Source organism: Saccharomonospora azurea NA-128 (assembly GCF_000231055.2).
Lineage (GTDB): Bacteria > Actinomycetota > Actinomycetes > Mycobacteriales > Pseudonocardiaceae > Saccharomonospora > Saccharomonospora azurea.
The window spans coordinates 4123475-4136546 of record NZ_CM001466.1 but is presented as its reverse complement, the minus strand read 5'-3'; the positions used below and the strand labels follow the sequence as shown (position 1 = coordinate 4136546).

13 protein-coding genes and 1 pseudogene are annotated in these 13072 nt (G+C 71.7%); 3 read left to right on the top strand and 11 right to left on the bottom strand.

Annotated elements, in window-relative coordinates:
- Nucleotides 1-1294, bottom strand: a pseudogene (nadB, locus tag SACAZDRAFT_RS19120) (L-aspartate oxidase); the annotation flags it as partial.
- On the bottom strand, nt 1291-2298 hold the full coding sequence (nadA, locus tag SACAZDRAFT_RS19115) for a quinolinate synthase NadA (RefSeq protein ID WP_005444333.1): 1008 nt from the start codon (nt 2296-2298) through the stop codon (nt 1291-1293). The pseudogene nadB and the gene nadA, both read right to left, overlap by 4 nt.
- Before the next feature lie 103 nt (nt 2299-2401).
- Between nadA and SACAZDRAFT_RS19110 the strand changes: the two genes are divergently transcribed.
- On the top strand, nt 2402-3124 hold the full coding sequence (locus tag SACAZDRAFT_RS19110) for an NUDIX hydrolase (protein WP_005444330.1): 723 nt from the start codon (nt 2402-2404) through the stop codon (nt 3122-3124).
- A 4-nt stretch (nt 3125-3128) separates the two neighbouring features.
- Complete coding sequence (locus SACAZDRAFT_RS19105) at nt 3129-3851, top strand: LON peptidase substrate-binding domain-containing protein (RefSeq protein ID WP_005444328.1); 723 nt, start codon at nt 3129-3131, stop codon at nt 3849-3851.
- 4 nt (nt 3852-3855) lie between these two features.
- On the opposite strand, the gene SACAZDRAFT_RS19100 is transcribed toward SACAZDRAFT_RS19105, so the two are convergent.
- From SACAZDRAFT_RS19100 to SACAZDRAFT_RS19085, 5 genes are all read right to left on the bottom strand, one after another.
- Entirely contained in the window at nt 3856-4431 is a 576-nt protein-coding gene (locus tag SACAZDRAFT_RS19100) for a DUF2567 domain-containing protein (RefSeq protein WP_005444326.1), read from the bottom strand.
- Between the two features lie 46 nt (nt 4432-4477).
- Nucleotides 4478-4687 (bottom strand): biotin synthase auxiliary protein BsaP, encoded by a 210-nt coding sequence (gene bsaP, locus SACAZDRAFT_RS23910; protein ID WP_005444324.1) that lies wholly within the window; start codon nt 4685-4687, stop codon nt 4478-4480.
- Nucleotides 4688-4697: 10 nt separating this feature from the next.
- The gene (gene bioB, locus SACAZDRAFT_RS19095; RefSeq protein WP_005444322.1) at nt 4698-5714 is read right to left on the bottom strand and encodes a biotin synthase BioB; all 1017 of its coding nucleotides are present in this window, start codon (nt 5712-5714) and stop codon (nt 4698-4700) included.
- A 72-nt stretch (nt 5715-5786) separates the two neighbouring features.
- The gene (gene bioD, locus SACAZDRAFT_RS19090; RefSeq protein WP_005444321.1) at nt 5787-6497 is read right to left on the bottom strand and encodes a dethiobiotin synthase; all 711 of its coding nucleotides are present in this window, start codon (nt 6495-6497) and stop codon (nt 5787-5789) included.
- A gap of 170 nt (nt 6498-6667) precedes the next feature.
- The gene (locus SACAZDRAFT_RS19085; RefSeq protein ID WP_040927817.1) at nt 6668-7966 is read right to left on the bottom strand and encodes an adenosylmethionine--8-amino-7-oxononanoate transaminase; all 1299 of its coding nucleotides are present in this window, start codon (nt 7964-7966) and stop codon (nt 6668-6670) included.
- 52 nt (nt 7967-8018) lie between these two features.
- Here SACAZDRAFT_RS19085 and SACAZDRAFT_RS19080 point away from each other — a divergent pair, with 52 nt between their 5' ends.
- The gene (locus tag SACAZDRAFT_RS19080; RefSeq protein WP_005444315.1) at nt 8019-8663 is read left to right on the top strand and encodes a nucleoside/nucleotide kinase family protein; all 645 of its coding nucleotides are present in this window, start codon (nt 8019-8021) and stop codon (nt 8661-8663) included.
- Nucleotides 8664-8673: 10 nt separating this feature from the next.
- On the opposite strand, the gene SACAZDRAFT_RS19075 is transcribed toward SACAZDRAFT_RS19080, so the two are convergent.
- From SACAZDRAFT_RS19075 to SACAZDRAFT_RS19060, 4 genes are all read right to left on the bottom strand, one after another.
- Nucleotides 8674-9870, bottom strand: coding sequence for a glycosyltransferase family 4 protein (locus tag SACAZDRAFT_RS19075; RefSeq protein WP_005444313.1), 1197 nt, complete (start codon nt 9868-9870; stop codon nt 8674-8676).
- Nucleotides 9871-9916: 46 nt separating this feature from the next.
- Nucleotides 9917-11056, bottom strand: coding sequence for a C40 family peptidase (locus tag SACAZDRAFT_RS19070; protein WP_005444311.1), 1140 nt, complete (start codon nt 11054-11056; stop codon nt 9917-9919).
- Nucleotides 11057-11435: 379 nt separating this feature from the next.
- A complete protein-coding gene (locus SACAZDRAFT_RS19065) occupies nt 11436-11705 on the bottom strand; it encodes a hypothetical protein (RefSeq protein ID WP_005444310.1) in 270 nt (89 codons plus the stop codon).
- 37 nt (nt 11706-11742) lie between these two features.
- Nucleotides 11743-12996, bottom strand: a complete 1254-nt coding sequence (locus SACAZDRAFT_RS19060; RefSeq protein ID WP_005444308.1) for a M15 family metallopeptidase — start codon at nt 12994-12996, stop codon at nt 11743-11745.
- Between the last annotated feature and the right edge of the window lie 76 nt (nt 12997-13072).

Here is a 13072-nt window from a genome sequence, read left to right as displayed (position 1 = left end):
AACCGGACCCGGTCGCGCCTCGCCCCTCGGCAGCCGCCCGGCGCCCAGGTCCGCGGCGACGGCCTCGGCCGCACGGCGGCCCATCACAAGGCCCTCCAGCAGACTGTTCGACGCGAGCCGGTTGGCACCGTGCAGTCCGGTGCGCGCCACCTCCCCCGCCGCGTACAGGCCCAGCACGTCCGTGCGCCCGTGGGTGTCGGTGACCACGCCACCGCACGCGAAGTGCGCGGCCGGGACGACCGGGATCGGGTCACGCTCCGGGTCGATCCCGGCGGCCGCGCACGCCGCCGCCACCGTGGGGAACCGCGCGGCGAACCCGGCGATGCCGGTGGCGTCGAGGTAGACGTGGTCGTCGACCCCGCCGGGGGCCGAGGCGAGCCGATGCGTGATCGCCGCCGACACGACGTCGCGCGGCGCCAGGTCGCCCAGCGGGTGCACACCCTGCATCACCCGACGGCCCGCGGCGTCGACCAGCACGGCGCCCTCACCGCGCACCGCCTCCGTGACGAGCGGGCACCGCCCCTTCGCCCGGGGTGTGTAGAGCACGGTGGGGTGGAACTGCACGAACTCCAGGTCGGCGGCGCTCGCCCCCGCTCGCAACGCCAGCGCGAGCCCGTCGCCGGTGGCCTGCTCGGGATTCGAGGTCGACCGGTACAGCTGGCCGAGACCGCCGGTCGCCAGCACGACCGCGCGGGCCCGGACGACACCGGGCGTGGCGTCCGGTCCGGCCAGCACGCGCACGCCGCACACCTGGCCGGACGCCGTGGTGAGCGCGTCGACGGCGACGTGGTGTTCGAGCACGGGCAGCCCCTCGGCCGCGACTTCCAGGCACCGCTGCACCTCCGCTCCCGTGGCGTCGCCGCCCGCCCGGATGACCCGGAAGGCGCTGTGCCCGCCCTCGCGGGTGCGGGCGAGCCGTCCGGAGGCGTCGGAGTCGAACCGGGCACCGCCCCGCAGCAAGCGGTTCACGGCATCGGGCCCCGCGCCGACGATCGAGCGGACCGCCGCGGCGTCGCAGAGCCCCCCGCCGGCGGCGAGCGTGTCGGCCACGTGCGCGTCGAGCGAGTCGTCCCCGCTCGCTCCCTCGTCGGGCAGCACGACCGCCACACCGCCCTGCGCCCACCGCGTGTTGCCGTCGGGCAGCCGTCCCTTGGTCACCACCAGCGTGCGCAGCCCGAGTTCCACGGCTCGCACCGCGGCCGTGAGCCCGGCGACCCCCGCTGCCGACCACCACCACGTCGGCGTCCGCATCCCACGTGGTTTTCGACTGCTGGTCGGAAACCGGGGGCGTCATTCCCCACCGCCGGGCGTGCCGATCTCCACCATCCGCCGGACCGAGGCGCGCGCCCTGGCGGCCACGTCCGGGTCGACGTCGACCTCGTCGACGCCTCCGCGCAGCGACCGCAGCAACGCCGCCAGCGTGATCATCTTCATGTAGCGGCACGACGCCCGGTCGTTGACGGCCCGGAAGTCGATCTCCGGCGCCGCCTTGCGGAGCTGGTGCAGCATGCCGACCTCCGTGGCGACGAGCACCGACGTCGCCTTCGTGTCGCGCGCCGCCGTGAGCATGTCCCCCGTGGACAGGATCTTGACCCGCTCCGGCTCGACCGTTCCCTCCCCCGCGAGGTACAGAGCCGAGGTGGCACACCCGCACTCGGGGTGGATGAACAGGTCCGCGTCCGGGTTCGCCGCCGCCCGCTCGGCGAGCTCGGGACCGTTGATCCCCGCGTGCACATGGCACTCACCGGCCCACACGTGCAGGTTCTCCCGGCCGGTCACCCGCTTGACGTGGGCGCCCAGGAACTGGTCCGGGCAGAAGAGAATCTCCTTGTCGGCGGGGATCGACGCCACCACGTCGACGGCATTCGACGACGTGCAGCAGACGTCCGTCTCGGCCTTCACCTCGGCCGTCGTGTTCACATAGGACACCACGACGGCGCCCGGGTGCCGCGCCTTCCACTCCCGGAGCTGTTCGCCCGTGATGGAGTCGGCCAGCGAGCACCCCGCCCTCGCGTCGGGGATGAGCACCGTCTTCTCCGGGGAGAGGATCTTCGCCGTCTCGGCCATGAAGTGGACACCGCAGAAGACGATGGTGGAGGCGTCGCTGGACGCCGCGATGCGGCTCAACGCCAGCGAGTCACCGGTGTGGTCGGCGACCTCCTGGATCTCCGGGAGCTGGTAGTTGTGCGCGAGGATGACGGCGTCGCGCTGCCGAGCGAGCTCACGCACCTCCTCGGCCCAGGCCGCGTCCGCCACGACCCCGTCGTACGGAGCAAGCTCGTCTGCGTGTGCCGTCATGGTGGTCCTCCGGTTAGTTTTCGTCTTATAATCGAAAACCGTGCGATCCCATATTAACAGCAGCGCCCCCCTGGCACACGAGGTTCTGGCCGCAGTTCTTCAGGTGCGTTGCACCACACGGCACGGCGTCTACACGAGCAGCAGCGACCCGGCCACGCTTCGTGTCCTGCTGTGGCGACGTGCCCTCGATCCGCACATCGGCCGGTGGTCGCTCCCCGGCGGCAGACTGCGCCCCGACGAGGACACCGAGACGTCGATCCGCCGGCAACTGGCCGAGAAGGTCGACGTCAAGACGCTGACGCACGTCGAGCAGCTCGGGGTCTTCAGCGCGCCGAACCGGGTCCCGGGGCCGAGGGTCGTCGCCACCGCCTACCTCGGGCTCATGCCGTCGGACGTCGACCCGGTGGTGCCGGAGGACACCGCGTGGCACAACGTCGACGACCTGCCCCGCACGGCGTTCGACCACGCCGACATCGTCCTGGAGGCGCGCGAACGGCTCCGCGCGAAACTCAGCTACACCAACCTCGGCTTCGCGCTCGCCCCCAAGCAGTTCACCATCTCGGCCCTGCGCGACCTGTACTCCGCCGCACTCGGCTATCCCATCTCGGCCACCAACCTGCAGCGCGTCCTGTCCCGGCGGGGAGTGCTCGTGCCCACAGGCCGTACCGCAGCACCGGGACGTGCGGGCGGACGCCCGGCGGCCCTGTTCCGCTTCGCCCACCGCGACATCCGGGTCACGGACCCCTTCGCGGTGTTCCGCCCACCGGCCGCCTCCTCGAACCGGCGTTCGCGAACGCGCGGCCCGGGCTCCAAACCCGTAACGTGAGATCGTGACTCACTCGGAAGGACGCGACAGCCGGCCGACTCCCCCGACCCTGCCCCTCTTTCCGCTGCACACGGTGGCGTTGCCCGGCGTGCACCTACCGCTGCACATCTTCGAGCCGCGCTACCGCCAGCTCACCATCGATCTCGTCACCGAAGTGGTGCCCGACCGGCTCTTCGGCGTGGTGGCGATCAGCAACCCGACGATCAGCGAGGTGGAGCAGGTCACCCACGTGCACGTCACAGGGTGCGCGGTGCGGCTGCGCGAAGCCCGCCGGTTGCCGGACGGGCGCTTCGACATCGTGGGCACGGGACACGCGCGGTTCCGCCTGCTCGACATCGACGCCGGTGCCGCGCCGTACCTGCGCGGCACCGTCGAGTGGGTCGACGACGAACCGGTGCCCGAGGGCGCCGAGGACGCCGAGGCGCGGTTGGCCGACGCGGGCCGCCTCGCTCACCGCCGGTACTGCTCGGTGGCGTGGGAGTCCGACGGGTGGCAGTCGCCGCCCCTCGACACCGACCCCTCCGTGCTGGCCTACCGCCTCGCCTCCGACTGCATCCTTCCGCTGGCCGATCGCCAGGCCCTGCTGGAGGAACGGCATCCGCTCCGGAGGTTGCGGCTGGTCTGTCGACTGCTGGCCCGGGAAGCGGCGTTCGTGTCGGAATTGAGCGCCGTACCCCCGCCGCAGCACGAGGTCAACGCGACACTGCTGCGACCGAATCTCAACTGAGCGCTCAGCCCAGCCGCCTGCCGAGGTCGTCGCGGGCGTTCCAGGCCGCCAGCGTCCCGTACGCGAAGGCCGTGGTGAGCGGTTGCGCGAGCAACGCCCAGCCCGTCTCCAGCACGGGCGCCCGGTCGACCACCGCGCCGAGCTCCGCCGAGGTCGGAAGCGAGAACCTCGCCTCGGCGAACGCCGTGCCCATGCGCATCGCGAGCCACGCGCTCAGCAGCGATCCGAGGACGGCCCCCACGAGCATCACCGGCCCGCGACGGGCGCGCAGCAGCCAGACCACCACGCCGACGAGCAACCCCGCCACCAGACCGATCAGCAGGAAGATCGCCAGGTCGTCGAAGCGGTGCCAGCTCTCCGCCGTCAACGGGGCCAGCTGGTGTTCCCGCGTGACCACACGCATCCGCTGGGGAGGAGCGAGCCGGGACCAGATCCAGCCGAGCGGCAGCCCGAGAAGCGCGATCAACGACACCGCGCTGAACGCGGGCAGCAGGTCCGCGCGGACCACCACTCGGGACACCTGGCCGGTCGCCTGCACGAGCGTCGCGTGGCCCCGCCCGGCGCCTGCCTGCTCCGACAACTCCACACCCTCCCCGCGACGGCCCCGCTCTGCCTCGTGAGCGAGCCTAGCCGGTGGTGACCGCTCCGGAGGAGGAGGTTTCGCCGTGCCTGCTGCACCGTGCCGTCCACCCCGTGGGGGTCACCTGCACCACCATGCGCCGCGCGCACTGGGGGCAGTAGCGCGGCGGCTCCAGGGCCGTGCGTGGATTCCGACACTTCTCGTGCCCGGAGGCGGACAGCAGGCCGCCACAGTGGACGCAGTGGACCGGGTTCACGTCACCTCACTCACAGGCTGTCGCTGAGTGCCTTGATCGGCATCTTCAGATCGCCCAGCATGTCGAGGTCCCGCTGGGCCGGGCGACCGAGGTTGGTCAGGTAGTTGCCCACGATGATGGCGTTGACACCACCGAGGATGCCCTGCTCGGCGCCGAGGTCGCCGAGCGTGAGCTCGCGGCCGCCGGCGAACCGCAGCATCGTGCGCGGCATCGCGAGCCGGAACGCCGCGACGACCCGCAGCGCGTCCTTGCCCTCCACGACCTCGAACGACTCGTACGGGGTGCCGGGCTGCGGGATGAGGAAGTTCATCGGCACCTCGTGCGGGTCCAGCTCCGCGAGCTGCACCGCGAACTCGGCCCGCTGCTCCAGCGACTCGCCCATGCCGATGATGCCGCCGCTGCAGACCTCCATACCGGCCTCGCGGACCATGCGCAGCGTTTCCCAGCGCTCCTCCCACGTGTGCGTGGTGACCACGTTGGGGAAGTGGGAACGAGCGGTCTCGAGGTTGTGGTTGTAGCGGTGCACGCCCATGTCGACGAGCTCGTCGACCTGCTCCTGGGTCAACATGCCGAGCGAGCACGCGATCTGGATGTCGTTGCCGGACTCCCGGATGGCCTTGATGCCGTCCCGCACCTGCGACATCAGGCGCGCGTCCGGACCGCGGACGGCCGCCACGATGCAGAACTCGGTGGCGCCGGTGGCGGCGGTCTCGGCGGCGGCCTTCACCAAGCCGGGGATGTCGAGCCACGCGGAACGGACCGGGGTCGGGAACCGACCGGACTGCGAGCAGAAGTGGCAGTCCTCGGGGCACCCGCCGGTCTTCACGCTGATGATGCCCTCGACCTCGACCTCGGGGCCGCACCAGCGCATCCGGACGTCGTGGGCGAGTGACAGCAGGGCGGGAATCTGGTCGTCACCGAGGCGAAGCACGTCGAGGACCTGCTCCTGCGACAACCCGGTGCCGTCCTCCAACACCTGCTGACGTGCGATCGTGAGGATCTCCGCCTCCGTGGCTGCTGCCGTCACGGCATCTCCTTCGGCTTGCTGACTGTGGTCACGAGTCTGACGGACGGGGCCGGGGTGGCACAGCGACGTACGTCACGTGCCGGTCGCCGCCGCGGCGCGGGCGAACAGGTCGGGGTCGAACGAGCCGCCCAACCACGGTGCCAGGCCCTTGCGCGCCTCGTCGAGGAACTCCTGGCCGTTCACCGCCGCGAGCCCCGCGGGCAGCGCCCCGAGCAGCGGGGCGGCGGCGGCCACGGGCAGGTCCGCGGCGTTGCAGCGAGCGGCCAGGTCGGGGTTGGACGGCCAGGCGCCGATCACGACGCCCAGGACATCCAGTCCACGCCGGGTGGCGACCTCCGCGGTCAGCGCCGTGGCGTTCAGCGTACCGAGACCGGCCTCCGCCACGACGACCACGGGCGCAGCGAGTGCCCACGCCACGTCGGCGAGGGTCCCGCCCGTCGAGTCGAACCGGACGAGCAGGCCACCCGCGCCCTCCACGAGCACCAGGTCGTGGTCCTCGTGCAGGCGGGTGGCCGCGGCCGCCACGTCGGCGGGAGTCACCTCCGGCAGCCCGCTGCGACGGGCGGCGGCTTCGGGCGAAAGGGGGTCGGGATAGCGGCGCAGTTCGCACGTGGTCACGTCCCCGGCGAGGCGGCGCACGTCGGCGAGATCACCGGGTTCTCCGGGCGCGACCCCGGTCTGGGCGGGCTTGAGCACGGCGACGCGTTGACCGTCGTTCATCGCCAGCGCGGCAACGGCCGCCGTCACGACGGTCTTGCCCACGCCGGTTCCGGTTCCGGACATCACCAGCACGGTCACGGCAGCGACACTAGTACCGACGACCTCACCGGGTCTCACCCGGTCTTCACACGGGCGGGTCCGAACCGTCCGGGTCACCGGCCGAGCCGGTGTCCCGGACCCCGGAACGGGTGTTCTCCGGCGTGCCCGCCGCGGGAGCGAACGGGTCCGTTCCGCTACGCGGTCAGCACCCTCGCGGTGGCCACCATCGCCTCGGTCACGAGCGCGAGGTCGGCGTCCGACGTGACGTACGGCGGCATGGTGTAGACGAGGTCGCGGAACGGTCGCAACCACACGCCGCGTGAGGTCAACGTCTCCGTCGCCACCGCCATGTCCACCGGCCGGTCGAGCTGGACCACCCCGATGGCGCCGAGCACGCGGACGTCGAGCACACCCGGCACCTCCGCCGCGGGCGCGAGCCCCTCGGTGAGCGCGCGCTCGATGCGGCGCACCTCGTCGCGCCACGAACCGTCGGCCAGCAGCCCGATCGAGGCGTTGGCGACGGCGGCCGCGAGCGGGTTGCCCATGAACGTCGGCCCGTGCGCGAGCACCGGCACCTCGCCGCGGGAGATGCCGTCGGCCACCCGCGGCGTGCACAGCGTCGCGGCCATCGTGAGGTACCCGCCGGTCAACGCCTTGCCCACACAGAAGACGTCCGGCGTCACCCCCGCATGCTCGGCCGCGAAGAACGCACCCGTGCGGCCGAAACCGGTGGCGATCTCGTCGAACACCAGCAGCACGTCGTGGCGCTCGGTGACCTCGCGCAGCACCCGCAGGTAATCGGGATTGTGGAAGCGCATCCCACCGGCACCCTGCACGACCGGCTCCACCACCACGGCGGCGAGCTCGTCGGCGTGCTCCTCGACCGCACGCACGAGGACGTCCACGTAGGACTGGTCGACCGGGGCGTCGAAGCCCGGCGGCGGTTCGGGGACGAACACCTGCTCCGGCAACACACCACGCCACAGGGCGTGCATGCCGCCCTCCGGGTCGCACACGCTCATGGGGTGGAAGGTGTCGCCGTGGTACCCGCCCCGCCAGGTGAGCATGCGCGTCTTCTTCGTCCGGCCGAGAGAACGCCAGTACTGCAGACACATCTTGAGCGCGACCTCGACCGACACCGAGCCCGAGTCGCACAGGAACACGTGCTCCAGCCCGTCGGGCGTGAGGTCGACGAGGTTGGTCGCCAGGCGGATGGCGGGTTCGTGCGTCAGCCCGCCGAACATGACGTGGCTCATCCTGCCCGCCTGCTCGCGCAACGCCGCGTCGAGGACCGGGTGCCGGTGACCGTGGACGACCGCCCACCACGACGACATGCCGTCGATGAGCTCCGTGCCGTCGGCCAACCGCAGCCGAACCCCCGACGCCTCCTCCACCAGCAGCGGCGGCACCGTGGCCGGCATCGGCCCGTACGGGTGCCACACGTGGCGGGTGTCGAGACGGAGGAGTTCGTGCATCGGCGAATCGGACGTCATGCCCGGCACTGTACGACGCGGCGTACGCCGCGGACCGGCTACCGTGACGGTCATGGCGACCAGCGTCCGGTACCGGCCCATCACGGTCGAGCGCCTGGTGGCCGAACTCGCCGATCGTGTCGCGGACCTCGCCGCGCGCACCCGGTGGACGCGCGTGCTCGTCGACGGCGCCGAGACCGCCACGGACTCCACGGGCCTGGCCGACGCGCTCGTCGACCCGCTGCGGGTTCGCGGACACCCCGTGCTGCGGGTGTCGGCCCGGGACTTCCTGCGCCCCGCCTCACTGCGCTACGAGCGCGGCAGGTACGACCCCGACGTGCGCTACGAGGACTGGCTCGACGTCGCCGGGCTCCGGCGCGAGGTGCTCGACCCGTTGGAGGACTCGGGCACCGGCCACGTCCTGCCCGCCCTATGGGACGCCGACCGCGACCGGGCCTTCCGCCTGCCTCGCACGCGCCTGCCCGACGGCGGCGTCGTGCTCGTGGACGGCGAACTCCTGCTCGGACAAGGACTTCCCGCCGAGCTGACCGTGCACCTGTGGCTCTCCCCCGGCGCGCTCCGGCGACGGCTGCCCGACGACACCCACTGGGCACTGCCCGCCTACGCGCGCTACGACGAGGAGGTGCGTCCGGTCGAGCTCGCCGACGTCGTGGTGCGGATGGACGATCCGCAACGCCCCGCCCTGCGCGAAGGGTGATCCGCGCCGGTCAGCTCACGGTCCGGCCGCTGTGACGCGGGCGGACTTGCGCGGCCCGGCCCAACGTCCGCCGACCGGCGAGGAGATCGGACAGGCGCTGGGCCAGCACGTCCCACCGCCAGTGTTCGCCGACCCACTTCCGGCCCGCCTCGCCCATCCGGCGCGCCCTGACCGGGTCGCCGAGCAACGCGGCGAGCGTGTCGACGAGCGCGGACTGCTCGCGGCCGTCGACCACGTGGCCGGTGACCTCGTCCAACACCGTCTCCGGCGCGCCACCCGAGTTGCCCGCCACCACCGGCAGGCCCGTCGCGGACGCCTCCAGGTACACGATGCCCAGGCCCTCGACGTCGAGTCCCTTGCCCCGAGTCCGCGCGGGCATGGCGAACACGTCACCCGCCGTGTAGTGAGCCGGCAGTTCCTCCCACGGCACGGAACCAGTGAAGACGACGTGGTCGGCAACACCACAGTGCTCGGCGAGCTCCGTGAGCGTGCGGCGGTACGGACCACCGCCGACGAGAAGCAACGCCGCGTCCGGAACCCTGCGCCGCAGTTCCGGAAGTGCCTTCACCAGCATGTCCTGGCCCTTGCGCGGCACCAGCCGCGACACGCAGACCACCGTCGGCCGGTCACTCAGGCCGTAGCGACTGCGCAGCTCGGAACGCGCGGCGTCGTCGGGGCGGAACACCTGAGGGTCCACTCCGGACGGTAGATGTTCCAGTCCCGCCAACGGACCGAAGGCCGAGGCGAACCGGCGCCGTGTGTAGTGGCTGACGAACGTGAGCACGTCCGTGGTCCGTCCGATGCGCCCCAGAGCCTGACGGGCCAGCGGCAGCATCGACCAGCCGACCTCGTGTCCGTGAGTGGAGGCGACGACGCGGTGGGCGCCCACCCGGCGCAGCGGGTCGGCGAGCAGAGCGAGGGGGGCGGCGGCGCCGAACCACACGGTCTCGCACTGCCGCGAACGCACGAGCTGCGACGCCCGGCGCAACACGTCGGGGGTGGGGAGCATGAGCGACGTGGGATGGCGGACGACCTCGAACGGCTGGTCGGCGTCGAAACGCGAGTGCGACCCCGACTCCCGCTCCCAGGAGGGCGCGTAGACCACCAGATCGTCGGCGGGAAGCCGCGTGGCCAACGCGTGCAGATACGACTGGATGCCCCCGGGCCGGGGCGGGAAGTCGTTCGTCACCAGCAACGTGCGAGGCATGGTGCGAGACTATCCCGCCCCGGCGGGGACCGGGCGCGTGCCGGGGTCAGGCGACCCGGCGCGCGCCGCTGTACTCGGCCTGGATCGGCGCGACCTTCACCACGTCACCCGTCGTGGGCGCGTGGACCATGTTGCCGCCGCCGATGTAGATGCCGACGTGGTAGACCGGCGAGCCGAAGAACACCAGGTCACCCGGCTGCAGCTGCGACCGCGGGATCGGCGTGCCGAACCCCGACTGGGCTCCGCTGTTGCGGGGGATGCTGATGCCGGCCTGCGCGTACGCCCACTGGGTCAACCCGGAGCAGTCGTAGCTGTTCGGACCGGTGGCGCCCCACGCGTACGGCTTGCCCCGCTGGCTGAGCGCGGCGTCCACCGCGACCTGGGCGGCCGCGCCCGGAGCCGTGACCTTGCCCGGGTCGGGCCCGGTGTCCTGCTGCTGCGCCTTGTCGGCATCGCTCAGCAGACCGGCCTGAGCCTTGACCTCTTCGATCTGCTCGTCGAGCTTCTCCTTGCGGTCCTTGAGATCCGCGGCGATCTTGGCGGCCTTGTCCTTCGCCTCCTTGGCCTTCTGCCGGGCCTCGGCCGCCTTGTCGCGGCTCTCCTCCGCCTTGTCGACGGCACCCCGCAGGGCCTGCAGCGCCCGGTTCTTGTCGGTCGCGAGCAGGTCGATGGCCGAGGACCGGTCGAGGAAGTGCTGCGGCGAGTCGCCCGTGAGCAGCGCCGACAGCTTGCTCAGCTGGGCGCCGCTGGTGAACGACGCGCCCGCGAACCGGTCGACCTCCTTGCGGAAGACCTCCTCGTCCTTGCGGGCACCCTTCTCGGCCTTCTTGGCCTTCTCGAGGGTCTTGTCGTACTTCTCGAGTTCCTTCTTCTTGTCCGCGAGTTCCTGCTTCGCGGAGAGGTACTCCTCGTTGAGCTTCTGAGCCTTGGTGGCGAGCTCCCGGTATTTCTCCAGCGCCTCGGAGGTGCTCTGGGGCTGCTGTGGGGCGGGGACCGCGGGGTTCGTGGGGCTCGCCGTCGCGGGCGTCTGCGCGAAGGTGACGACCGCGATCACGGCGCAGGCCGCCAGCGCTCCCGACACCACGCGTTTCACGGGATGCGACTGCACGTCGCGTGGGTCTCCTTTGCTCTCCGGCCGCCTGCCGGGTAACCGCCACGACGCGGGCACCGTCATGCCGAAGAACATCGCAGTGCTGATCGTTCGACAGCCGGCGTCGACATTGTCGCGTCGGATCCGGCACAGCTCCCCGACAAGCTGTTTCGGCGGCGATCCCGCGTGCCGACCTCTGGTGGAACGGCTACCTGGCGCGAGATCTCGGCCAGATTACGAAAGAGCGTTCCACGAGTCCACCAACCCAGCGGAGGCAATCGATGACCGTCCGTGGGTGAGCGTTCGGACCAGCACTTTGTCCAAAGCTGTGACCAGCGCAACACGTAGCGCTCATCGAGCGCAGGACCGTTCACCTGATCGGATGGACCGCTCACCGAATACCTGGCGCAGAGTGATCAAACGCTGTACTCGACCGCTCCCGCCGCTCTCCGACGGAAATACACCTCTCCGGCCCTCACACCGCCGCGTAGCGCAACGGCGGCACCATTCCCGCGTCGGCCAACAGTGACACAGCCCGCAGTTCCTCCGAACCGAAGCACAGCGGGCTCGCGGCCTCGACCACCACACTCACGACGCAGTTGTCGCATTCCCGGGCCCGAAACAGGCAGGAATCGCAGTCGACCGTGATTCCACCCGCATACCGGTGGCTTTCTCCGGCAGCAGCCTCGGCGTCGGCTTCGAGATCGGCTTCGGAATCGTCTTCGCTGACCCTGACTTCGTTCATGTCGACGACCGTACGAACGACTCCGACAGTTTCGTCCTCATTCGCGCACGTACTCCCAGTGCCACGGTTCCTCGCGCGGGCTCCCCTCTCGGGCCCACGCGGGAAGGACCCAGCCGAAGTCCGGACCACGAGCCCGCATCCAGCGGTGTTCCTCGCTGCCGAACCGTTCCACTCCCCCGCAGAGGTCCACGGCCAGCCCCCAGCCGTGGGTGCTCGTTCCGGGCGTGGCCGACAGTTCCGGTTTCCTCCGCTGCAGGTCCAGTTGCATCTCCAGCGTCCGATAGGAATCCGTCAGGCACAACGACTCACCGAGTTCGTCCTCGTAGGCCGCGGAAAGTGCCGCAAGATCGTAAGCGGCGTCGCAGCGCAATGCGTGCGGCTCCTCCTCCAGCGGGCAGAGGACGTCTCCCGGGATGAGCCCGTTCGGATACCCCGCCCAGCCCCGCTGTGCCGGACCAGCCGGGCCGGCCCGACCAGCCGGACCAGCCGGACCACTGCCGCCGCTCGACGGTTCGAGCCCTCCACAACGCCAGGACAGCGACGCGGCGCCGTCAGCGCGGTCCGCGGCGGCCCCGCCGTCTCCACCGGCCCGTGGTTCCGCGGCCCGCCGCCCCAGGCTCGGACGCACGACGCCGAGGACGGCATCGGGCCCGGGCAGCGCCGCCACCACCACGGACGCCGTCCGGGCATCGGCCACCACCATGTCCCCCCCACCGACGACGATGCCGATCGACTGCACCCCGTAGCGCGCCGAACCCACGACGACGAGGTCGCCCGGCACCGCGTCCTCGAAGGCCACCCGCCGTCCCGTGGCCCACTGCGCCTCCGCCGATCCCGGCACGTCGATGCCCGCCCGCCGGTAGAGCGAGTGGACGAGCCCGTCGCACGAGAACGCGGTGGGGCCGTCCCCGTCGTCCGCGTACGGCGCTCCCACCGCGTCCAGGGCTCCCGAGACGACGGCCGTCACCTCCCGCGGCACCACCAGCACGCCCGGGTCCGGAGCCCACGCGACGCCCCGCTGTACGGACCCGTCGGCGCCGCGGGCGGGACGCAGCCCCGGCGGGAAGCGGTCGACGTCGAGCAGCGCCCGCACGGGCGGGATGCGCACTCCGGCGCGTTCGAGCCCGGCGAGACGGCTGCGCCAGGCCTGGATCGCGGCAGCGCCGGAATGCGGCTCGACGACCCCGCTCACGCCGGCCACGGCACGCGCGGCCGGTACCGCCTGTGAGGGCGGTGCCGAGGACACCGCCAACGCGACGAGCATCGACAGCGACACTCCGAATGCGCGCATACCGCCTCCGCCACAGTGAAGCCGACTGTGTCGACGGGGAATACCACCGCGGCGAGCGCCGGAACGTCGGAGTGAG